This window comes from Planctomycetia bacterium, assembly GCA_034440135.1.
Taxonomy (GTDB): domain Bacteria; phylum Planctomycetota; class Planctomycetia; order Pirellulales; family JALHLM01; genus JALHLM01.
Window position 1 is genome coordinate 24,181 of sequence record JAWXBP010000359.1, and the last position, 21,254, is coordinate 45,434.

Consider the following 21,254-nt stretch of genomic DNA (forward strand, 5'->3'; position numbering starts at 1 on the left):
CGGCTGCCGGACTGAACGAATGGAAAGTCGTCGTACCTTCGACCGCGCGAAAAGAACTGCCATGCGACGCGCACTTTTGACTATCGCAGTTGTGCTATCGCAGTGGCTAAGCGCCGCCACATCGGCTGTCGCGCAATTGGACCAGGCCGACGTCGAAGTCGAGGCCGAGCCAGCAGAGGAGGAAGCCGACGAGCTGGAAACCGACCGCGACGCCTTCACGCCCGCCACCAGCACGGTCGGGCGGTGCGTGACGGTCTTCGAGTCGTCGTATTCGTTCATCGACAATCGCGATGTCGCCGAAACGCACAGCTTTCCAGAAATCCTCATCCGCCGCGGCCTGAGCGATCGCCTCGAATTGCGGTTTGGCTGGAACTATGAAGTCGGCGGCGCAGGCGATCTCGTGTCTGGAAACGAGGGCGGCGAAGCGCCCGCCGGCGGTGAACTGGAGCGCGAATCGCAGCTCCTATATGGCTTCAAGGCCAGCGTCACCGAACAAGACAACTGGCTGCCGCGCAGCGCACTGATCGTGCAAGGCTATTCGCCCACCAGCGGCGAATCGAACGATACCGATCTCCTCGCGACCTATACGTTTGGCTGGGAGTTGGCGAATCGGTGGCGACTGGATTCTTCCATTCACTACCTGACAGAGCACACGGCCGAAGACGCCTTGAACCTCTGGGCGCCGTCGGTCGTACTCCGCATCCCCATCAACGAGCGCTGGCACGCCCACGCCGAATACTTCAGCATCAACTCGCAAGGCGCTGACGAGGAATTCAACCGCGCTTTCCTCAGCCCCGGCATGCATTGCCTGGTCACAGAAAACCTCGAACTCGGCGCCCGCCTCGGCTGGGGCGTGACCGACGACGCGCCAAACTTCTTCTCGAACGTGGGCGTCGGCTGGCGGTTCTAAGCAGAGCAGCGTGGCGCCGCAACTGCGACGTTCTGCAAGTCCGACTCTCGCGGTCTTTTTAATCTCCGTCACGACTGCGTGAGTGCGAACTTGCCTGAAAAACAGGGGCCTTCACGTTGCTTTCGCGGGGAATATCGCGTGTTTCACAAAATCCCCATTTCGCCCCTAGTCGAGCCGCCAGGCAATCGATAACCCACCTCTCCCGCCACATGACTGCCTGACGCCGGTCGGACCAGACGCCTGGGCATCGTGTGATCGTGACCGTTGGAACCGCCTTCACGATAGCTGACACGACCGCCAATCAGCGCGCGTATCGACAGCAGAAATGACAACGGCCCGGTTGCGGGGCGCCGACCTTACGCTGCGTCGTGCTGTTCGCGCTCGCCAGCGGCACGATCCTGGAATCCACGCACATGGGTTCGCCAACATTCAAACGCGTCACTTCGTCCAGCATTATTCCCTCCAGTCCTTCACGCTCCTGGCTCCAATTCCTCCGACGCACCACTCCCTCCACTCCTCTCCGTGTTCTCCGTGCCTCCGTGGTGAAATCCTCCCTCAACCAAGAGCATCAACAAAAAAAGGCCTGGCCGAAATCGGCCAGGCCCTCTGAATTTCAACAACCGCCAGTGCCGTCTACCGGCAGCAGCCAACGTTCACCTGCACGGTCTTCGTGACCATCTTGCAAACCCGTACCTGAACTTCCTTCTGCACCTGGTGCGGCGCCATCACCCGACACTGGATCGTCCTGGTCACCGGCTCCACGCGCACGCGCGTGACATTGCAGGTCTGCATAACCATCTTCGGCACGAAGATCGTCTCGGTCACCTCGCGTGTGCGTGGCTCCGCCACGTAGCGGCAAAGCTGAACCGTCTTGGTGCGCCGTTCCGGCCGGCATTCCGTCGCGTAGTAAGTGTACGTCTGCTGTTCCATCGTTGGACGCATCACCTTGACCGGTACGGTTTTCGTCACGACATGCGGCGCCCACACCCGCGCGGTGCGCGGTTCACAGCACGTGGCGCAATCAGCGCAGGCGGCGACTTCGCGAGTTTCCCAATGCCCCTGATCCTCGCACACGGTGCGCTGGATCGTCACCGGCATCATGCGGCAAACCGTCCGCGTCCCTGTTCGCTCCACGCGATGCGGCACGAGCACTACACATTCCCGCGTCGCCGTTTCCATCACCGGCTTCCGCACGATGTAGTTCACGGTCCGCGTGCGGTGCTGCGGAACCATCACGCAACGTTGGCGCGTCACCGTCTCGGTATAAGGCACGCAACGCATCTGCGTCACCGTCCGCGTGCGCGTTTCCGGCCGGCACTCGGTCACAGTCACGGTGCGTGTCTCGGTAGTCCATTCTGGGACGAGAATCGTACGCTCCACGGTCTGCGGCGCAGCGACGGCACAATCGCCCACGCAGCTGCTCCCGCGAAACGAAGCGCTCGCCGGCATTGCGACCGAGCAAGCCGCGCCAATCAAAAACGTCCATTGCACAATGCGTCTCATTGGCCACCTCTCAGGTAGAAATCTAGATGTAAAGCACGAAGTCGCGCCCAATCCTATCGCCACACGCGCCCCCAGCATACCGCCCAATTGAAGTAGGCGATCTGCAACCAGCCAATCAAGTTCCGTGCCCTAACAAGTTCGTCCCCAGCGCAGCACCTACCTATCACGTCTCCTACATCCTTGCTCCACTTTTCGTGACTTTCGCGCCTTTCGTGGTTCCCTTTCTCCTTCCCTCCTCTCCGCGTCCTCCGTGCCTCCGTGCCTCAGTGGTGAATCCTCCGCCCAAACCGCCGGAGCTTGAAAAACCCCCGTTTTCCGGTCTAATCATTCCCAAATTCATCGCCAAACCCACGTTGGAGCTACGCGTCGCCATGGCCGCTTTCCCCGAAATCAGCAAAATCAAGTTCGAAGGCCCGCAATCGAAAAACCCGCTCGCTTTCCGGCACTACAACGCCGACGAAGCGGTCGAAGGCAAGAAGATGCGGGACCATTTCCGCTTCGCCGTGGCGTACTGGCACACCTTCCGCGGCGCCGGCAGCGATCCCTTCGGCCCCGGCACCATGGTCCGCCCCTGGGAAGGCCCGGTCGATAACGTCGAAAACGCGGTCAACCGCGTAAAGGTCGCCTTCGAGTTCATGGAAAAGCTCGGCGTGGAGTTCTACTGCTTCCACGACCGCGACGTCGCGCCGGAAGGCAAGACGCTGGCCGAATCCAACAAGAATCTCGACGCCGTCGTGAAAGCCCTGAAGGACGAACAGCAACGCTCCGGCATCAAACTCCTCTGGGGCACCGCCAACCTGTTCAGCAACCCGCGCTATATGCACGGCGCCGCCACGAGTTGCAACGCCGATGCCTTCGCTTACGCCGCGGCGCAAGTCAAGAAAGCCATCGAAGTCACCAAGGAACTCGGCGGTGAGAACTACGTTTTCTGGGGCGGCCGCGAAGGTTATCAAAACCTGCTCAACACCGACATGAAGCGCGAGGTCGATCACCTCGCCCGCTTCATGCACCTGGCCGTCGACTACGCCCAGGAAATCGGCTTCACCGGCCAGTTCCTCTTCGAGCCGAAGCCCAAAGAGCCGACCAAGCACCAGTACGATTTCGACGTCGCCAACTGCATCAACTTCCTCCGCGCCTACGGCCTCGAAAAACACATCAAGATGAACATCGAGACCAACCACGCCACGCTCGCCGGCCACTCGATGCAACACGAGTTGGAATACGCCGGCATGCAAGGCTTCCTCGGCTCGATCGACGCCAACACCGGCGACATGCTGCTCGGCTGGGACACCGATCAATTCCCCACCGACATCTACCTCACTACGCAGTGCATGCTCAGCATCCTGAAGTACGGCGGTCTCGCCCCCGGCGGCGTCAACTTCGACGCCAAAGTCCGCCGCGAAAGTTTTGAGCCCGTCGACCTCTTCCACGCCCACATCGGCGGCATGGACGCCTTCGCAAGAGGATTGAAAATCGCAGCCGCGATCCGCGCCGACGGCGAACTGGATCAATTCGTCAAAGACCGCTACAGCAGCTTCGACACCGGCGTCGGCGCCGAAATCGAAACCGGCCAAGCCAGCTTCAAAACCCTGGAAAAATACATGCTGGAAAAGGGCGAAATCACCCCAAACAAGAGCGGCCGCCAGGAAATGCTGGAGGGGCTGGTGAACCGGTTTGTGTAGAGGGCAGTGGCTAAGTGATGCCGAGATTGCCGCGCAGAGCGCTGGCGAGCTGACCAAAGCTGTTGGGATAACATTGTTCAATCAAGGCTATGTCGTTCGCGGCCGCGATCGCTGCCCCTTCGCGCTCTTGGTCGGACGGCCGCAGTTTTCCATACAGCGAAATTTTTTGCTGACGAATTGCGTTCGCGGAATCGCGCCGCGAAATCGGTTGAGACCGCCATAGCGCCTCACGGCAGTTGTTGTCGCGATGCGCCATCAGCCAAGCCTCGATGGAGGGTGGAGGAACCGCCACAAAGCATTGAATCGGCGTCGGGAACGCTGAATTTGGCTTGGCATGCCGTTCTTCTTGGTCAAGCATGCTCGATATGTCGCAGTGGCGGCATCGCGGATCGCCGCAATTGGATAAGTGCGGATAGGAATTGTCGGCATCCACGCAAGCAATCATGACCTGCGCTTCCCGACGGTAGTGCAATTGACGATATGCGACCTTGAGCGACTCCTTTGCCGCGGCAAAACCGTCGGCAGAACGTTTCAGCGTAACGACGTCGATGGGGAAGCCGAGTATCTTCGCGCAGAGAATCTTCACAATCAGGCTATCGCCAGGAGATTCGCTTACAATCGCAATTTTCATTGTGTGGGCACGCCGCCAAATACGCCCGTGTACCAGGCCTCTCCCAACGAAACGTCGCCGACGATCTCGTCATAATTGGCAATGTCCGCGAGGCGCTCGAATCGCACATTGTCCCCTTCACGATTGGCGATCACGACATCTTCCGGGCGATCACGGAAGTAGCCGAGGAGGTAGGGCGAGTGAGTGGTGGCGATGACTTGCACGGGAACACGCGATTCGCCAAATTCCTCTGGGTGGGCCAGCCTTTGAAGAGTAAGAAACACTTCTTGCAAGAGTCGTGGGTGAATTCCACGTTCTGGTTCTTCAAGGCCAATTAATGCTGGCGCGTCGGGCAGATACGCTAGCGTGAACAAGGCAATTGACAGCAGCACGCCGTCGGAGAGATCGCGGGCCGCAATTTCACGATTTGTGCCTTTCAATCGCATCGAGAAGGTCCGATTACTAGTCCCGGACTCCACCGAAAGTCGGATTCGGTCGAATTCTGGGAACCATTCAGGCAATCTTTCGTTCAGTGTGGCCCATCGATCCTCGTATCGTGTGCTCAATCCGTCGAGAACGGCGGCAAGCCTACGTCCAGTCTGCTCAAGCACCACCCGTTCCTGTAACGGTCCAGCCTCGGCAATTGAACGCGAATCAAGTCGGTACACTCGTGAACTGTTGCACGCTTGCTCAAATTCCGGCCTCAGGGTCGCACCTTTCGGCCGAACTTCAATATATGGCTGATTCTCGGCCGTCAGCATCAACGCGATTGAATTTCCGTCACTCCACTTGAAATCGATTTCAACTGGGGCATTTTCATTTGCTGCTGCTGAACGGCTATGCAAGAGCGAACCAGCCGAACGATTCGCCAACAATTGCAGTGACGACAGCGCCGTACTCTTCCCACTTCCATTGGGCCCGACAATCAGCGTGCAACGCCCCAGTGGAAGCGTGGCGTCTTTGAGGACTTTGAAGTTCTTGAAATGAATTGCCGTAAACACTTGCGCGCCCTCGGGCTGAACGATCAAATCGTGACATTGGCATTCTACCACTCGGGCGGTTTGAAGGGAGACGATTCGAATTCGCTTTCCCTACGAGTGCCTGAGCAATAGCTCGCGTGCGTCCAGCAAATTGAATCCGTCGCGGTCCCGTCGGGGAGCCGTAGTTGAATGCGAGCTTGTACATTTAGCCTCGGCGTGTTAGTGTACAAACGCACACACTTCACCTGATTCCCTGCCCTAAGTTCCCCATGTGTCACGGCTCCCAACTCGATCCGCCGAATCGGTACGACAAAACCCATTCTGCGCCGGACCTTGAGCACCTGGCGTGGGACGACGAGTATCTGCAGGAACGAACCGATCGGCCGATTCAGTATTTTGACGATGCTTCCCAATCGATTGTCAGCGAGAACGACTCGCCCGACGTCGGCTTTCGCTACAGCGTCAATCCCTACCGTGGCTGCGTGCATGGCTGTAGTTATTGCTATGCGCGGAACACGCACGAATACCTCGGACTGAACGCCGGGCTCGATTTCGAAACGAAAATCTTCGTAAAACGCGATGCGCCAAAGCTGCTGCGCGCGTTTCTCTCGAGGGACGCCTGGAAGCCGGAGCCGATTACGTTTTGCGGCGTGACCGACTGCTACCAACCCGCCGAGCGCGAGTACCGGCTCACGCGGCAATGCCTGGAAGTAACACAGGAATGCCGGCAGCCGATCAGCATTGTCACCAAGAATGCGCTGGTCGTGCGCGACTTGGACATCCTGCAAGAGATGGCCTCGCATCGCCTGGCACACGTGAACGTCTCGATCACCACGCTCGATCCAGAACTTGCGCGCGAGATGGAACCGCGGACGAGCATCCCCGCGGCCAGATTGCGCGCGGTGGAAACCCTCGCACGAGCCGGCGTGCCGGTGCGCGTATTCGTGTCGCCGATCATTCCCGGTTTGAACGACCATGAAGCGCCGGCCGTGATGAAAGCCGCGCGCGACGCCGGCGCCGGCGACGTCGGTTACATCCTGCTCCGCTTACCGCTCACTGTCGAACCGGTGTTCCGCGAATGGCTGCATCGCTCGCAGCCCCTACGCGCCGAGAAAGTGGAGAGCCTCATCCGTCAGACGCGCAGTGGAAAAATGAGCGATTCCACCTGGCGCCAACGCATGACCGGCGCCGGCGAAGTCGCCGATCAGATTCGCGCGATGTTCAAAGTGTTCCGCAAGAAACTCGGCTTCAGCGATTTACCGCCCCTGGACCGCGAGCAGTTTCAACCTTGCGCAACGCCCGGCGGCCAGCGGCGCTTGTTCTGAACGGCGCGCTGACTTACCCCAGGATCACGCCGACCATCAGCGCCGCGGCGAGCACCGTTTCCATCAGCCCTGCCGCTTGCAACGTCCGCGCGTCGAGTTGCGAAACCAGCTCCCGAAACTGCACAGGGAAGACGCTCAAGGCGAAGCCTTCCGCCAAAAAAAGTGCGAGGGCCAAGACCATCATCCAGCGAACCGCATCCATCGAGATCACGTTCCTTGTCAAGTTTTCGACGCCTGGAGCCGATTCCTATTGCCATGCTTTGTGGTTCTAGGTATCGTCCGACGCTATGAGCAAACTGCGAACGAACCCTGATTTTCTCAACGGCGTGCCGGAGTTGGTAGTCCTCCGTCTGCTGGCCCGGCAGCCGATGTACGGCTATCAACTCGTGCAGTCGATTCGCCTGGTCAGTAATGGCGAATTGACGTTCGGCGAGGGTTCGATCTACCCGGTGTTGCACAAGCTGGAGGCCGCCGGTTGGCTATCCAGCAAGAGCGAATTGGCGGGGGGGCGCAGTCGCGTGGTGTACCGCGTGACGGCGTCGGGCACGAAACGCCTGGCCGGATCGTCCGCTGAGTGGCAGCGGATCGTCGCGGCCGTGGAACGCATTTTGCAAGGAGGCTCGGATGAATGCTCCATCACTTTCGGCGCAGTTGCGATGTGAACTGGTCCGTCGCCGCTTACCGCGGTTCTACGTGCATCGCGTGATGCGCGAGTTCGACGATCACTCGCAGGACATCGTCGCGGAACGGCAGACTGCGCCGGAACTCGATCGCCTCGGCGATCCCCGGCAACTCGCACAACACTTCGCCACGGAGTTCCGCGCCCAACACTTCGCCGGGCGACACCCCTGGCTGGTGTTTACGATGGGACCGGTTCCCTGCACGATCTTGCTGTCGGCGCTGTTGTTCACGCTCGGATTCTGGGCGCTCGAATTGCTGGGGTCATTTCAGCCTGCCGGCGCTACGAGTTGGTCGCGACAATACCTGGCGATCGTCGTCTGTCAGATCGGCATGATCGTCCCGTTGATGGCCGTCACGTTCGGATTCGGCCGCTGGGCGTTTCGGAGCGGCTGCGGCGCACGCTGGTTCTGGGTAGTCGCGGTATTGGAGTGCGCGCTGGGCGCGCTGATGCATTCACAACTCAAATTGCCCACCATGCCGGGCAACGGTACGCTCTCGATTGGGCTCAGCTATCCGCCAGCCATGAACTGGGAACTGGTCGCACTGCCGGCCTTGGTCGCTGTGGGCCTAGCCTGGCATGTCTCGCGACGCGGAGAGTCGGCGCCACTCGCAGCGGAATGACGTGCCACCGCAGCGCGATGGCGGGGCCTGCTCGGAAGGGTTACACTGCCTTCCAGCAGGCCTTATTCGTTGAAGGAGTCGCATCATGATCGGGTCGCTGTCCCTCTCGTTGGCGTTGTTGGGCGCGATGTTCGCGCAGGCGCCATCCAATGATTATGTGAACCCTGAATTGTTGGTCGAGCCGGCAGCGCTCCGGCTCGGAGATTTTGTCGTGCTCGATGCCCGTCCGCGTGAGCAGTATCTCGCCGGGCATGTTCCAGGCGCACGATGGATCGACGCCGGCGAATGGGCGAAGGGCTTCGATCAAGGTCAGGACGTCGCTGGCTGGCAACAACGGATCGGCGCGCTGGGCCTGACCACAAGCGACAAACTCGTCATCTACGATGACAACCAGACCAAGGATGCCGCGCGGATGTGGTGGATCCTGCGCTATTTGGATGTCGCCGACGTACGCCTGTTGAACGGCGGCTGGAAGGGCTGGCAGGCCGCGAAACGCGAAATCGAAACGGCGCCTGCGCCTGAACCGAAAGCGACGGAACCCGAGCTACGACCGATCGCCGATCGCCTCGCCACCAAGGAAGGTCTACTGCATTCGCTGGAAACCGGCGACCTGCAAATCATCGACACGCGCAGTGACGCTGAGTTCTGCGGCGACGACGCGTTGAAGAACAAACGCGCCGGCGCGATCCCCGGCGCGAAGCACCTCGAATGGGTCGACCTGTTGAACGCCGACACCGGCCGTTTTCGCGAAGCGTCGGAATTGTCCCAACTGTTCGCCAAATCCGGCATCGACCTGCAACGCCCCGCGGCGACCCATTGCCAAAGCGGCGGCCGCGCCTCGGTGATGGTCTTCGGCATGGAGTTGATGGGCGCCAAGCACGTCAGCAACTACTACCGCAGCTGGCAGGAGTGGGGCAACGCCGACGACACGCCGATCGTCAAAGGCGAAAAGCAGGAATAGGCGGAACGGGCAAGAGAGGCGAACCGCCTTCGCGCGGCAGGTCAGGTTGACTGCCACGCCGCACATCTCTATCGTCCCGGGTCGTCATCGGTCTTTCCGCGCGCCGAGTCCGGACCTTGGCGCGTTTCCACGGCTTACAGACGCGCACGGATGCAGCGTTTTGCCAGGCTGTTGCGCTCGATCTTGCTGCTTTTCGCGGCCGCGCTGGCGGGCTGCGCCGAGTTGCCCCAGCATAAGGGCCTCGAATTGCAGCCGCCGAAAATGGCCGCGGACAGCGTCGTGCTGGAAGTTTTTCTAGTGCGACTGCCGCCTGGTGAGGCGGCCCAAGCGACGCCAATCTGGGCCGAGATCGACGAGCTTTCGTTGCCGGCTGAAACACGCGCCCGGCTGAGTAAACAAGGTTTCCGCGCGGGGCTCACGGCCGGGCGCATTCCCGTCGAGCTGGAGCGCTTGATGCAGCTCGGCGAGAAGTCGCCGGCCCCGGCCAGCGACGCGGTCGTCGTCGATCTTCAAGCCGAGTCCAACGTCTCGCGCCGTATTCTGCAAATGCGCTCCGGACGTCGCGGCGAGATCATGGCCTCGCGCGTCTATGATCGGATAACGCTGTTCAATCGAACCGATCAGCAAGTCACGGGCGAGTCGTACCAGCAAGCGCAATGCTGTTTCGCAGTCAGCGGCAAGCCGCAGCCGGATGGCCGCGTGCTCTTGGAAGTCCTTTCGGAAGTCCAGCACGGCGATCCCCGCGGCATCTTCACGCCAGGCGAAGGGCAATACACGATCGAAACGCGCCGTGAGCGCGTGGCGCTCGACGATCTGAAAATCGACGTGCCACTCCAGCCAGGCCAGATCCTCGTGCTTGGCGGCACGTCCTCCGCCGACGGCGCTTTAGGCGGCTACTTCTTCACGGAAGACGTTTCGGGCGGCGCGACCGGCCGGCTCGTGCTCATCCGCGTCGCACAATCGCAACAAGACGGTTTGTTCGCCACGAACTAAGCTCCCCTGCAGCCAGGCGATCGCGCTGACCGCATTTTCTTGCCTGCTTTCACAAGGCCTTCGGCAACCCCAAGCTGGCAGTCAACAAACGACGCCGCCCGGGGCTCTTGCGAGTGACCCGGGCGGCGATGGTTTGTTGCGACTTACTTATCGCGGGGACTATTTCTTACCAAACCCGCTGAAGGACTTCGTCATGCTGCTGCCGCCGTGGGAGCGGCCGGACTGCGAGGACGAGTTCTTGTTCGAGCCGCCGTTCGACGATCGAAAGTGCGACGAGTTGTTGTTGTGGTTGCTGTTATGGTTGCCGTGGTTGTTGAACTTCGGCTTGAAGTTGTTGTTGAATTGGGACTGAATTTGCTTCTGGAAGTTGTTGCCTCCGTTGAGCTGCTTGACCTGGTTCTGGAACTGCTGGGGCTTGAAGTTGCCGAACTGTCCGCCGAACCCGCCCTTACCTTGGTTCTGCATCAGGTTGCCGAGGTTGACGTTCACGCCTCCCTTGTTGAAGTTCAGGTTCATGCCCTGGCCGAGGAAGTTCAGGTTCAATCCGTTGTGGTTGTGAGCCTTGCCGTCGTGACAATGTTCCTGCCAGCAGTGGTTCAAGTACACCAGGCGGTCGTTCCAGCAGCTCACGTGGTGGCTGTGGCACTTCTCGTAGTGGTACGAGCACGGGACCACGACGATGATCTGTTCTTCATGGATGGTGAAGGCCACGTACTGCAATTCGTAGCCCGCCGCGGTCGGCCGGTAGAGCCACATCTCGACCTGCCCGCCGCGGCTGAACACCGCGTCGTGGATGGCCAGGCAATACTGGTCCCAACCGGTGATTTGGAACGTGTTCATCTGCACGATGATGTCGCCGGGCAGCAGGCCGACCTGTTGGGCCAGACCGCCTTCAAGAATCGCGTTGACGGCCATGCCGTAGTCGCACATCACAAACTGAAACCCGAGGCGAACCGGGGGTTCCGGCACGACGACCGGCGACGGCATCACCACCGGTTGCGGGTAGCCGACCGGCGGGTAGCCGGCTTGCGGAAACGCGGCCGGGGTCACTGCGGCCGGCGCCACTGCGGCTTGCGGGGCGACCGGTTGGGGGTAGCCCGGCTGCGGGGGGCCGAAAGGTTGGGCTTGCGTCTTGGTGACCAGGCCGAGGGTCAAAGTCAGCAAATAGCAGAGTTGTTGGCGAGTAAACATGGGTGAATTCCCGTTGGCTTGAGTTTTTTGGTCCGACGCGTCAGTGCGTCGTTACCTTGCCAAGCGGAAGTCCACGAAATCTGTTACGGGAAAATACTTGAAATGGGAAGGAACCGCGAAACACGCGAAATAACGCGAAAAAGGAACGGAAGGGAAGTTCGGAATTAGTAACTCGACAATGTCCCGTAAGCTTGGTTGAAACAAATTCAACCATTGTCCTCTCTCTTCTCTTTCGCGCCCTTTCGCGTGTTTCGCGGTTAAATCGGTTCGGCGTTCGGCGTGGTCAAAAAAGGACCGTGAGTACATTTCTGGGGCTCGTGCGATAAAGTTGATGACCAGGCTCGTCGTCGTCGGATATCGCCATCATCGATCCTGTGGGGCAGAATCGGTTTGTGGGGTGGATGACGAGCCTGGCCATTTTTTCGCAACGAGCCCGCTCTTGCGTGTAAATCGTTGGGCGGAAACGTGGGGCCGACGGACCGTTCTGTAGCCGATAAACGGTCCGGCGGCCTCTTTTTTTATGCGCGCTGCGGGTCACCGCATGCAGTTGCCGGCGAGCGCTTATTCGCCGAAGCAGTACAGCCAGCCGTCGGAGCGAATGTAGAACTTGCCGTCGACCGCGGCGGGGCTGGCGTTGAAGACGCCGCCATCGGTGAGATCATTCGTTGCGACCAATTCGAAGCGCGGCGCTGCTTTCACCACGAACACGCGCCCTTCGCGCGTGACATAGTACAAGTGCTCTCCCGCAAGCACTGGCGACCCATAGACCATGCCGGCGCGGTTGATCCGTTGCTCGTATAGCAGTTCGCCGGTCGCGGCGCTCGCGCAACTCGCGATGCCGAGGTTATCGTGCATCCAATAGAGTTGATCGCCAAGCAGAATCGGCGACGGGACGTTGGAGCCTTTCTTCATTGCCCAAAGTCGATGCGAAGCGGTGACATCGCCGCGGCCGCCCGCACGCACCGCCACCGAATAACCCGGCCGGCCGCCGATGCAATAGACGATGCCATCGCGCGCGACGGCGCTCGGCGCCATGTACCATGGAATGTCCGTGGCGCAGTGCCAGAGCTGCTCGCCGTTCGCCGGATCGAAGGCCAGGACTTGCTCGATGATCGGCACGACGATTTCAGTGTCGCCTTTGTCAGTCTTCACGAGCTGCGGCGTGTTCCACGCTTCGCGGACGCCTGCCGCGCGCCACGCAACCTCGCCCGACTTGCGATCGAGCGCATAGAGCGATTCACTCTCCACACTGGCGTTGATCAACACGACATCCTGGTGCAACACCGGCGACGCGCCCGAGCCCCAGCCGTGCGTCTGGTCACCGACCTCCGCTTGCCAAAGTTGGTTGCCGTCGTGGTCGAAGGCGAAGACGCCGGATTTGCCGAAGAACACGTACACCCGATCTGCGTCGACCACGGGCGTACTCGACGCGTAGCCGTGCGATTCACGAATGCCTTCCTGTTCGGGCAGTCGCGTGGGTATGGTCTTATCCCACATCAAATGGCCGTCGCCTCGATCGAGGCACAAGACATGGCGTTCCAAGCGCTCGATGCTCCCCTCCGGTTCGCCAGCGACCGCGTAGCCGGTGTAGGAGGTGAGAAAAATGCGATCGCCGATCAGCACCGGGCTCGAGCCGCCGGCGCCGGGAAGTTTGGTCTTCCAGAGCAGGTTTTCTTGTGGGCCAAAGCGGATCGGCACAGGGCCGTTGGCGATGCCTTCGCCCTCAGGGCCGCGAAATTGCGTCCAATCATCAGCGAACAAATGCGCTGATGACAACGCCGCCAGGCAAGCGACCAAGGCAATCCGCAGAATTGTGGCAATGCGGCAAGCTCGAACGAACATGAGGCAAGCTCCTCGTGCCGCCTCGGCCCAGCGACGGCGCAACTACGCCGCCTGTTTGAGCGTGCGGCGATAGTTTTTGAATTTCAGCAGCCAACCATCGCCCAAGGTGGTCAGTGCAATGCGATCTTCCAGATTCGGACGGAAGACGGTCAGCAACAAGAGCGGCAAGTACCAGGCCATGAATAGCCCGCCGTCCTTGGCGACCCAGAATTGCGTGCCGAGCATCAACGCCGCGGAACAGCTCATCAACGTGCCGAGGTTCTTCGGCTGCGGCCAGAGCGCCATGCTCAGCGAGAGCACCGCGAAGATGGTCATCACGGTCAACCGAAACGCCGACCATTGAACGTCCCAAAAGCCCCCGACGTCGCGAGTCTGAAAATCGGTCCAGCCGAACATCGTACGAAGCTGCGACAAGAAGGAATCGAAGTCGCTGGAGATCCAAGCCAGGCTGCCCACCAGGAGGGCGATCATCGCCAGCGCGCCGCCGCCAAAGCGCCAGAAACCGCGCTGCCAATAAAATCCCAGCCAGAGTGGCAACAGGAACAATGGGTAGTAAATCGCGCCCGCCGCGAGCCCCATCAAGATGCCGGCGATCGCGGGCCGCCGGTAGCAAAGCAACGCCCAGACCATCAGCGCCGCGGGCAACACGTGGTCGACGCGGCCGGTCATCTGCGCGCTATACGGCAACACGAGATACACGGTCGCGGCAGCTACGCCGGTGCGAATGTTGTCGAAATGCCGGCGCCCCACGAGCACCATGCCAATCACGACTGCGAGGTGCGAAAAAATCGCCATCGTGCGCGCCGTGGCAATGGAAAGCATGTCGAGCTGTTGCGTTTCGGGAACTTCCAGCGGCTCGATGATCGCGCGGCTCGGCATGCTGGGCAGCAAGTGCAGCAGCGGATAGCCGGGGCCAGGCGCGGCGAGTTGCGGATCATGCGTACCGGCGACCTCGTGGTCGAGCATTTTTTCCAGCCGGGGCGGACCGTCGAGATCGTTCACCGTCAATTTCTCCGTGACGACGTTCGTCATCAAGAAGATCAACAGCGAGACGCCCATGAACGTCAACCCGCCGGTCGACAAATTCGGTTCCAGCAGCGGCCGCCGCACCATTTGAGGATCGATCAGCAGCCGCACCAGGAAGAATCCGCCGGTAACGAACAGCAGCAGGAATCCCAACTGCGAAAGCGTGGGATCGCTGCGTTGCGCGAGCAACAGGCCGGGGCCGAACGAAATCAGGCCGACCAGATCCAGGTTCCGGACGCTCCAAAAGCGACCAAACTTAAAAAACACCGTGATCATGATCAGCGAGGATAAATAGACCCACGTCGTGGGATGCATCTCCCAACCAGTGAGAATCTCGCGCATCAGTAGATCCTTTGTGTCAGCCGCGCCCGCCTTGCGCCGCCGTACGCTGGTCGCGTTGGCCCCTGGGGCCATGCATCCGCCCCCCGCGTGGCGGCCTAGCGCAAACGTAAAGAATACGCGCAGGCAGCGAAAATACAAGCACATCTCGAATCGTGCGCCGCCGCCTCGCAGACGCTAAATCGCATCCTCTACAAAGTTTACGACGAGCAGGCCCAGAAGCAAACGGCCAGCCCAATTGTAGGCATTTGCCGTGTCAGAACGTCAAGAAAACGCCCGGGCGGCGCTCATAAGGCATTCATTGACATGCACTTATGACGATGCATCGACATCGGAACGGCGGGCCGGGATGGCACCAAACGCGACGACCGTCGCCCAGGCCAGGACCAGACCAAGTCCGAGCAACGACGGGAGCGCCGGTTCCGCGGTCCGTGCGAAGCACGCCGCCGCGGCCGGGCCGGCCGCTAGAGTGACGCTGACGCGGAACCATTTCGGGGCGTCGCGCGCCACGAAAAAGGCGGTCACTGTGAGCGCGCCGACAAAGGCCACGAAGGCCAACGGCGCGATGCGCCGCCCAACGGCATCGGGCGGCAGCGCGCCGACGGCCCACCACGTGGCCAAGTAGATCGCTACTGCCGCCGCTAACGAGAGATGTCGAATCACCGTTAGCCAGCCGCAGCGCGGCGCTGCTGTTCGTCCTCATTGAAATCGTGACGAATCCGGATCGTCGCGTTCGGCGGCATCCGTCGTTCCGGCGTGAAGCCGCGCTTCCCGGTGGCGAAGAACTCGCAGAACGCCGCCGCGGCGCCGGAGTTGAACTCACGGTTCAACTCTGCCATGGCGTTGTTCCAGGTCAGGCCGCTGCGATAAATCAGCCGGTAGGCTGCTTTCAGTTGCAGGACGTCGGCGGTGGTGAAGCCGCCGCGCCGTAAACCAACTTGATTCAGCCCGACAATCAACGAACTGGTGCCGTCGATGGTGACGTAAGGCGGCACATCCTTCACGATATGCGCTTGCCCGCCGACCATCGCGTTGCGGCCGATCCGGCAGAACTGATGGACGCCGACGGCCCCGGAAACGTAGGCGCGGTCCGCGACTTCCACATGGCCGGCCAACATTGTGTTGTTGGCGACAATCACATTGTTGCCCACCACGCAATCGTGCGCGACATGGACGTTTACCATGAACAGGTTTTGGTCCCCAATCACCGTGGGGTGTTCCGGCGTCATGCCGCGATGGACCGTGACGTTTTCACGGAAGGTGTTCCGCGCGCCGATCACCACGTCGCCGAGCGTCTCCGGCATCTTCAAATGCTGCGGCAGGCCGCCGAGGACGGCGCCTTCGAAGACCTCGTTGTTCGGCCCGAGCCGTGTGCCGGTTTTGATCACCGCCCGGCTGCCGATCTTGCATCCCTCGGCGATTTTCGCCCCGGCTTCGATCACCGCGAAGGGACCGATTTCTACGTCCATTGCCAGGTCAGCCTGAGGGCTTACGACGGCCAGGGGATGAATCTTCACAGCAGGTGTCCTCGTCCTGGGGCCCTTGATGACGCTCCGACGCTTCCGTCGAAAGGTATCGGCCTTGCCGAATGTGACACTAGAGTTGGATTGACCGGTGCTGCCGACTTTACCAGGTTTGCCGAAGTTGCCGCCGTGGTTCGCATCTCGGCCCCCTGCGCGTCACGCCGCCCAGCGGTAGAATGTGCCGAAATCCCCCGGAACACCGCCACTCTCCCGAAAGCGCCCGCGTTATGCCAACCAGTCACGAGCTCTATGACGAGGCCGATCGCCTCAAGGATCAAGGCAAACTCGATGAAGCCGCGGCGAAGATGCTGGAAATCACCGTTCAAGACCCGCCGTTCGCGTTGGCACATGCGGCGCTCGCGGTGATTCTCGGCCGCCTGGGACGCCACGAGGATGCGATCGAGCATGGCCGCAAGGTTTGCGAACTGCAGCCCGACGACGCCTTCAGCTACACGGCGCTCAGCGTCACGTACCAGCGCGCCTACGCCGGCACCGGCAACATGACGTATATCCGCGACGCCGAAGATGCGATGGCCAAGTCGCGCACGGTGCAGGGACACTGAAAGCAACGCCATGATCGCGCTGGAACGACTCGCCGAATTGGTGGCCGCGTTTCCCCGGCTCACCATTGGGTTAGTCGGGGACTTGTTCCTCGATCGCTACTTGCACCTGGAGCCCGGTTGGCACGAGCTATCGATCGAGACCGGACTCGAGGCCTATCAAATCACCTCGGTGCGCAACAGCCCCGGAGCGCTCGGTACGGTGATGAATAACCTGGCGGCGCTCGGCGTTGGGCGCCTCGTGCCCACGACCGTCGTCGGAGACGACGGCGCCAGCTACGACCTGCTGAAAGAGCTGAACAAGCTGCCGGTGGAAGTCTCGCACATCGTGCGCGACGCGGAGCGGCTCACGCCGACCTACACCAAACCGTTGCGGCGCGACGAACAAGGAACGTGGCGCGAGTTGAATCGCCTCGATCTGCGCAACAACCGTCCGCTGTCGCCGGCGAGTGAAGAGCGATTACTGGCCGAATTGGAACAAGTGTTCCGCACGACCGACGGTTTGATCGTACTCGATCAAGTCAACGAAGAAGGTTGGGGCGTGATCAACCCGCGCGTGCGCGAGCGATTGAAGGAACTGGCCGCGCGGCACCCGGACAAATTGATGTTCATCGACAGCCGTCGGCACATCGATCGCTTCACCGCCGGCGTGTTGAAGCCCAATCGCGTGGAATGCCTGCACGCGATGGGCCTGCCGACGCCGGCCGAGGGCGCACCAATTCCGCGCGCGATCCTGGACGACGCGGCGCGCGGACTCGCGCAGCGGACCGGGCGACCGTTGTTCTGCACGATGAGCGAGGAAGGCATCCTCGTCGTGCGCCCGGACGGCGAAGCGATGCGCGTGCCGTCGTTCCCCGTTTCCGGACCGATTGATATTGTCGGCGCAGGGGACAGTGCCACAGCCGGCATCGTGGCTTCGCTGCTTTCCGGCGCAACGCCGGTGGAAGCCGCGGCCGTGGGAAATCTGGTCGCTTCGATTACCATTCAACAGCTCGGCGCCACTGGCACGGCGACGCCGGAGCAGCTCTTGGCGCGCGGGGCGGAAGCCACGCGTCTCACGGCGCCGGCACAATGAGTTGAAAGCCGACCATGGACCATGCCGCCTACGACCTGCGCGACGCTCAGCAGCGTTGTTTCAGTTTCGTCGGCTTCGCGTTCCTGTTGAGCTGGACCGTTTGGGCCGGACTCTGGGCGCCGGGCGTGCATCGCCTGCCGGTTGTGCCCACGGCGATCATGATCGTCGGCCTTTGGGGCCCGGCACTGGCGACGAAACTGACGCACCTGCTGTTTCGTTCACGGCGCGCTGACGAGACGATGGAACCGGAGCCAGAACCAGCACCGCCGCGCGCTTATTGCTTGGCGATTCTGATCACGGTGGCGTGCTGCACGGCAGCGCTCGGATGGTCGTACGTCATGGGAGGCTGCCAAATGGTCTGGAGTTGGCAGCCGACGGGCGAGTCACTGCTGTTCATCGGCGGTACAAATTATCTGCCGATCGAGTTTTACGATGTCTTGAACTACATCGGGTTGGCGGTCCAAACAATCGTCGCGGAACTGTTCTTCGCGTTCGCGGCCATGCTAATGGTCGCCGCTTCTGAGATTGGTTTCCGTGGATTGCTGCTGCCGACCGTGGTCCGCTTGGGCTTTCGCCCGTGGCTGGCGGCCGTGATGGTCGGAGCAATCTGGGGGATTTGGCTCTTCCCGCTCGCGTGGCGTGGCAACCTGACCGGGTTCTATCCGGGAGAACCCGTGCGCGGCATGGTCGTCTTGCTGGCCGCCGCGACCGCCTGGGGTGCGTTGCTGGGCTGGGTTTATTTGCGTTACTTGCGGCTTGGTCCAACCATCGCGGCCGCCACGTTCGTGGCCTGGTGGACGTGGTCGTTGCCAAGTTTTAGCACGGCCTACGATCCCCTCCGATACGCCGATCCCCGCAGCTTCTCGTGCGCGGCAATCGTGGCCACCATAGCGGCGGTGTTCTGGTATTTCGCACCGCCGACGCCGGTGCGCCCGGCGGCCGATTGATCTTGAGCCGCCCTGGCGCAATGGGGAGAATTCCGCCTCGCTGCGGGGGCGGCACTCAGGTTCATGCGGTCATGCGATTCTCACAGTACATGCGCTATCGCCCAGGCTGGCGCGCGATGACTTCCGCCGCGACGGTTTCCGGGATCGCCGTCGGCGGCTGGTATTTGTGGACCAGCCCGCACGTCATGGATCGTTGGGTCCATTCCCAAATCGTCGGCCTGCCCGACGACGAGTTGGCGCCCTGGATGTCCGGGCTGCTCGCGCGCGACGGCACGGCCGGCATCGCGCTCGTGGTGGATGATTTAACGTCGATCCGTCAGCCCGTGCGCCGCGCTGCGAATCAGGCGCTGCGCAATGAAATCGACCGCTGGTCGACGGCCAACACGAACACCGCACCCTTACGCGCGGTTGCGATGGCCGAAGCAATTCGCAACTTACCGGACGCGACCAGGCACAGCGCCGGCGCTGAATTGGCCGCGCGAATCAAATTTTGGGCGGACCGTGCCGATTGCCCCGCCGCGACGCGCGGACGCATCGCTCTGGCGTTGAAAGAGGTTGCGCCGCCGCCGGTTGTTCGCGATGTTGCGGTCGTGCGAGCGATCAAAGACGTGTCTTCGGTAGTCGTCCAATCGAATCAAACGCCCGCGACACAATCGCCTATCGAAGCTTCGACGAAGTTTCCGATGTCTTTGCCAGACGCAGTTGCCCTGGCGCCGCAAGCGGTCGGCAAACAATCGGGCGTCAGCGCTCCGCGTTTGCTCGTGCCACAAGGCGAACGTGCGGTGCTCGATGCTGACCACGATGCTGATTGGGATCTCTCGCCCCGGCCAGATGAAGCGCAAGCTGAACAGACAGCGCCCAGCGTGAATGTGCCGTTAGCGCCTTGGCCAGCTTCCGACGCAGATCGCTCCGAAAACCGAAAAGCCTCCACGCGAGAATTAATCGTCGCGCTGCATGGCGAGCGTCCTGAAGAAATTGCCGCGGAACTGCGAGCGCGCGGCTTCGACGACGAGGCCATCGAACTGGCCACGCATTTGAGCGCCCGAGATCGCAAGGAACGTCTGCAATGGACGTCGTCGTTGCCGCGGATCAGCAACATCGACGCCAAGGCGTGGCTGACCTGGATGACGGAAGACCCGGACCCCGAAGTTCGCCGCACCGCGGTGACGCTGTTGGGCACGTCGATCGATGAAGCGACGTTGTCGCTGTTCCGAAAGCTCGCCGCCCGCGATCCGGATCAATCGGTGCGCCGCCTGGCGGCCGAGTTGGTGCGGCGGCAGTAGCGGCAACAGTATTCAGCCCCAACGGGGCGATAGATAATAGCCAGCGGTGCAAACCGCTGGAACCACGGTCAAATCAAAAAGTCTTTAAGCCCCATAGGGGCGCCCCAATTGAACGGATGACGTGACCAAGGGAGTGTCGCCCCGTTGGGGCTCAATTCAACTCTTTTGCGCGATTTCCAGGGGTTGGCACCCCTGACTATTACCTGTCGCCCCTATCGGGGCTGTGGCTTAGCGGCGCAGGACATTGTCGGTCAGCACGTCAATGCGTTCGGCCGTCAGTTGTTGCTTACTGTACGTGTGGTTGTACGCCGCCACGCCGGTAATGCCGACTTGCTTGCCGACGTAGCTCCGCAGATTCATGCCGGGTGTCGGCGTGACGAAGTACTTCACCTGGCGGTTTTCGTCGACCAACGCGAACGACGGCGCGCCGGGACGGCGCGACATCACTTGCGTCAAACGGCCCACGCCGACAAAGCCCAGTGAACGCGCCGGCGCGTCGTCCGCTGGTGGTTCACGTGGCGATGTTTCTGGCTGCGCGGCGAGTTCTGCCGGAGCAACGTCGTCGCGCGGCGCGATCGGACGCGATCGGTTCATGCCCGAGGCTTTGACATCGGCGTGTCCCTGGGCGATGTCCTCGAACCGCGCGATCTTCCGTAACAACAGCCGGCTGCGACCGCGCTCGACGGCCGTGGCGCTGCGTTCCAACAACTTTTCGGCGCGGCGGTTGATGTTGTCGAAGTCCCAATGGCTCGAATCTTGCGCCACCATCTGCGAGAGCGCCAGTTCGATCGCGTCCAACTCGGCGCGCAGGTTGCCGGAGCGCGTCGGCGGCGCTGGCGCTGGTTGATCCCGTTTCGCGGTGCGGACCGGCGGAGTTTCTTCCGCCGCGACCGGTTCGCGCGGCGCACGGGCAGCCGGCTTGGTGCGGTTCGATGCTTCCCAGCCTTCGTCGCCAGGTTCGTTCGTTTTTGTGCGCTGACGGCGATTCGCGTCGATTTGATAAGTCGCCAATTGCGCGCCGCGCGGTTCGTCGGACTCGGCGTCGTCGGCCAATTCGGTCACGTCGGCAACTGCCGGCATGGCGTCTTCTGCTTCATCCAGCGGGCGCTCTTCGCGCGTCACGGGCAGCCGCCGCGGGCGCGGCGCTTCGCTGACGCCGTCGACGCGGCTTTCGTGAATCCAGCGGAACTCCCCGGCCGGCG

The 21,254-nt window shown here is 61.5% G+C and carries 21 protein-coding genes; 11 read left to right on the plus strand and 10 right to left on the minus strand.

What is annotated here, in order from left to right; translation table 11 throughout:
- The first annotated feature begins 61 nt into the window (after positions 1-61).
- On the plus strand, positions 62-910 hold the full coding sequence (locus tag SGJ19_21595; GenBank protein ID MDZ4782851.1) for a transporter: 849 nt from the start codon (positions 62-64) through the stop codon (positions 908-910).
- A gap of 633 nt (positions 911-1,543) precedes the next feature.
- On the opposite strand, the gene SGJ19_21600 is transcribed toward SGJ19_21595, so the two are convergent.
- Positions 1,544-2,413: a hypothetical protein gene (locus tag SGJ19_21600; protein ID MDZ4782852.1), complete on the minus strand. Its 870-nt coding sequence runs from the start codon at positions 2,411-2,413 to the stop codon at positions 1,544-1,546.
- 371 nt (positions 2,414-2,784) lie between these two features.
- Here SGJ19_21600 and xylA point away from each other — a divergent pair, with 371 nt between their 5' ends.
- Complete coding sequence (gene xylA / locus SGJ19_21605; GenBank protein MDZ4782853.1) at positions 2,785-4,095, plus strand: xylose isomerase; 1,311 nt, start codon at positions 2,785-2,787, stop codon at positions 4,093-4,095.
- Between the two features lie 10 nt (positions 4,096-4,105).
- On the opposite strand, the gene SGJ19_21610 is transcribed toward xylA, so the two are convergent.
- Positions 4,106-4,726, minus strand: coding sequence for a hypothetical protein (locus SGJ19_21610; GenBank protein MDZ4782854.1), 621 nt, complete (start codon positions 4,724-4,726; stop codon positions 4,106-4,108).
- The gene (locus SGJ19_21615) at positions 4,723-5,706 is read right to left on the minus strand and encodes an AAA family ATPase (protein MDZ4782855.1); all 984 of its coding nucleotides are present in this window, start codon (positions 5,704-5,706) and stop codon (positions 4,723-4,725) included. Before SGJ19_21615 ends, SGJ19_21610 begins: the two co-directional genes overlap by 4 nt.
- A 248-nt stretch (positions 5,707-5,954) precedes the next feature.
- Between SGJ19_21615 and SGJ19_21620 the strand changes: the two genes are divergently transcribed.
- A complete protein-coding gene (locus SGJ19_21620) occupies positions 5,955-7,010 on the plus strand; it encodes a PA0069 family radical SAM protein (GenBank protein MDZ4782856.1) in 1,056 nt (351 codons plus the stop codon).
- Between the two features lie 13 nt (positions 7,011-7,023).
- On the opposite strand, the gene SGJ19_21625 is transcribed toward SGJ19_21620, so the two are convergent.
- On the minus strand, positions 7,024-7,212 hold the full coding sequence (locus tag SGJ19_21625; GenBank protein ID MDZ4782857.1) for a hypothetical protein: 189 nt from the start codon (positions 7,210-7,212) through the stop codon (positions 7,024-7,026).
- An 85-nt stretch (positions 7,213-7,297) separates the two neighbouring features.
- Here SGJ19_21625 and SGJ19_21630 point away from each other — a divergent pair, with 85 nt between their 5' ends.
- The 4 genes from SGJ19_21630 to SGJ19_21645 all read left to right on the plus strand — a co-directional run bounded on the left by SGJ19_21630 (position 7,298) and on the right by SGJ19_21645 (position 10,266).
- On the plus strand, positions 7,298-7,672 hold the full coding sequence (locus tag SGJ19_21630) for a PadR family transcriptional regulator (GenBank protein ID MDZ4782858.1): 375 nt from the start codon (positions 7,298-7,300) through the stop codon (positions 7,670-7,672).
- A complete protein-coding gene (locus SGJ19_21635; protein ID MDZ4782859.1) occupies positions 7,635-8,312 on the plus strand; it encodes a hypothetical protein in 678 nt (225 codons plus the stop codon). Before SGJ19_21630 ends, SGJ19_21635 begins: the two co-directional genes overlap by 38 nt.
- Before the next feature lie 85 nt (positions 8,313-8,397).
- Entirely contained in the window at positions 8,398-9,273 is an 876-nt protein-coding gene (locus SGJ19_21640) for a sulfurtransferase (protein MDZ4782860.1), read from the plus strand.
- Positions 9,274-9,423: 150 nt separating this feature from the next.
- Positions 9,424-10,266 (plus strand): hypothetical protein, encoded by an 843-nt coding sequence (locus SGJ19_21645; protein ID MDZ4782861.1) that lies wholly within the window; start codon positions 9,424-9,426, stop codon positions 10,264-10,266.
- Positions 10,267-10,425: 159 nt separating this feature from the next.
- Here the strand turns inward: SGJ19_21645 and SGJ19_21650 are convergent, their stop codons facing one another.
- The 5 genes from SGJ19_21650 to lpxA all read right to left on the minus strand — a co-directional run bounded on the left by SGJ19_21650 (position 10,426) and on the right by lpxA (position 16,181).
- Positions 10,426-11,457 (minus strand): PDZ domain-containing protein, encoded by a 1,032-nt coding sequence (locus SGJ19_21650; protein ID MDZ4782862.1) that lies wholly within the window; start codon positions 11,455-11,457, stop codon positions 10,426-10,428.
- 561 nt (positions 11,458-12,018) lie between these two features.
- Complete coding sequence (locus tag SGJ19_21655; GenBank protein ID MDZ4782863.1) at positions 12,019-13,299, minus strand: PQQ-binding-like beta-propeller repeat protein; 1,281 nt, start codon at positions 13,297-13,299, stop codon at positions 12,019-12,021.
- A gap of 42 nt (positions 13,300-13,341) precedes the next feature.
- A complete protein-coding gene (locus SGJ19_21660) occupies positions 13,342-14,667 on the minus strand; it encodes a hypothetical protein (GenBank protein MDZ4782864.1) in 1,326 nt (441 codons plus the stop codon).
- A 309-nt stretch (positions 14,668-14,976) separates the two neighbouring features.
- On the minus strand, positions 14,977-15,327 hold the full coding sequence (locus SGJ19_21665; protein ID MDZ4782865.1) for a hypothetical protein: 351 nt from the start codon (positions 15,325-15,327) through the stop codon (positions 14,977-14,979).
- 2 nt (positions 15,328-15,329) lie between these two features.
- The gene (lpxA, locus tag SGJ19_21670) at positions 15,330-16,181 is read right to left on the minus strand and encodes an acyl-ACP--UDP-N-acetylglucosamine O-acyltransferase (protein MDZ4782866.1); all 852 of its coding nucleotides are present in this window, start codon (positions 16,179-16,181) and stop codon (positions 15,330-15,332) included.
- Positions 16,182-16,414: 233 nt separating this feature from the next.
- On the opposite strand from lpxA, the gene SGJ19_21675 reads away from it, so the two are divergent.
- From SGJ19_21675 to SGJ19_21690, 4 genes are all read left to right on the plus strand, one after another.
- Complete coding sequence (locus SGJ19_21675; protein MDZ4782867.1) at positions 16,415-16,750, plus strand: tetratricopeptide repeat protein; 336 nt, start codon at positions 16,415-16,417, stop codon at positions 16,748-16,750.
- Between the two features lie 10 nt (positions 16,751-16,760).
- The gene (locus SGJ19_21680) at positions 16,761-17,822 is read left to right on the plus strand and encodes a PfkB family carbohydrate kinase (protein ID MDZ4782868.1); all 1,062 of its coding nucleotides are present in this window, start codon (positions 16,761-16,763) and stop codon (positions 17,820-17,822) included.
- A 14-nt stretch (positions 17,823-17,836) separates the two neighbouring features.
- Positions 17,837-18,769: a hypothetical protein gene (locus SGJ19_21685; GenBank protein ID MDZ4782869.1), complete on the plus strand. Its 933-nt coding sequence runs from the start codon at positions 17,837-17,839 to the stop codon at positions 18,767-18,769.
- Between the two features lie 71 nt (positions 18,770-18,840).
- Positions 18,841-20,052 (plus strand): HEAT repeat domain-containing protein, encoded by a 1,212-nt coding sequence (locus tag SGJ19_21690; protein MDZ4782870.1) that lies wholly within the window; start codon positions 18,841-18,843, stop codon positions 20,050-20,052.
- A gap of 228 nt (positions 20,053-20,280) precedes the next feature.
- Here the strand turns inward: SGJ19_21690 and SGJ19_21695 are convergent.
- The coding region (locus SGJ19_21695) for a hypothetical protein (GenBank protein ID MDZ4782871.1) at positions 20,281-21,254 on the minus strand (974 nt) is incomplete at its 5' end.

Excerpts from the sequence above, each read along its gene's own strand:
- SGJ19_21595 (MDZ4782851.1), top strand. The coding sequence starts at position 62 with ATGCGACGCGCACTTTTGACTATCGCAGTTGTGCTATCGCAGTGGCTA.
- SGJ19_21600 (MDZ4782852.1), bottom strand. The coding sequence starts at position 2,413 with ATGAGACGCATTGTGCAATGGACGTTTTTGATTGGCGCGGCTTGCTCG.
- xylA (MDZ4782853.1), top strand. The coding sequence starts at position 2,785 with ATGGCCGCTTTCCCCGAAATCAGCAAAATCAAGTTCGAAGGCCCGCAA.
- SGJ19_21610 (MDZ4782854.1), bottom strand. The coding sequence starts at position 4,726 with ATGAAAATTGCGATTGTAAGCGAATCTCCTGGCGATAGCCTGATTGTG.
- SGJ19_21620 (MDZ4782856.1), top strand. The coding sequence starts at position 5,955 with ATGTGTCACGGCTCCCAACTCGATCCGCCGAATCGGTACGACAAAACC.
- SGJ19_21625 (MDZ4782857.1), bottom strand. The coding sequence starts at position 7,212 with ATGGATGCGGTTCGCTGGATGATGGTCTTGGCCCTCGCACTTTTTTTG.
- SGJ19_21630 (MDZ4782858.1), top strand. The coding sequence starts at position 7,298 with ATGAGCAAACTGCGAACGAACCCTGATTTTCTCAACGGCGTGCCGGAG.
- SGJ19_21635 (MDZ4782859.1), top strand. The coding sequence starts at position 7,635 with ATGAATGCTCCATCACTTTCGGCGCAGTTGCGATGTGAACTGGTCCGT.
- SGJ19_21640 (MDZ4782860.1), top strand. The coding sequence starts at position 8,398 with ATGATCGGGTCGCTGTCCCTCTCGTTGGCGTTGTTGGGCGCGATGTTC.
- SGJ19_21645 (MDZ4782861.1), top strand. The coding sequence starts at position 9,424 with ATGCAGCGTTTTGCCAGGCTGTTGCGCTCGATCTTGCTGCTTTTCGCG.
- SGJ19_21650 (MDZ4782862.1), bottom strand. The coding sequence starts at position 11,457 with ATGTTTACTCGCCAACAACTCTGCTATTTGCTGACTTTGACCCTCGGC.
- SGJ19_21655 (MDZ4782863.1), bottom strand. The coding sequence starts at position 13,299 with ATGTTCGTTCGAGCTTGCCGCATTGCCACAATTCTGCGGATTGCCTTG.
- SGJ19_21660 (MDZ4782864.1), bottom strand. The coding sequence starts at position 14,667 with ATGCGCGAGATTCTCACTGGTTGGGAGATGCATCCCACGACGTGGGTC.
- SGJ19_21675 (MDZ4782867.1), top strand. The coding sequence starts at position 16,415 with ATGCCAACCAGTCACGAGCTCTATGACGAGGCCGATCGCCTCAAGGAT.
- SGJ19_21680 (MDZ4782868.1), top strand. The coding sequence starts at position 16,761 with ATGATCGCGCTGGAACGACTCGCCGAATTGGTGGCCGCGTTTCCCCGG.
- SGJ19_21685 (MDZ4782869.1), top strand. The coding sequence starts at position 17,837 with ATGGACCATGCCGCCTACGACCTGCGCGACGCTCAGCAGCGTTGTTTC.
- SGJ19_21690 (MDZ4782870.1), top strand. The coding sequence starts at position 18,841 with ATGCGATTCTCACAGTACATGCGCTATCGCCCAGGCTGGCGCGCGATG.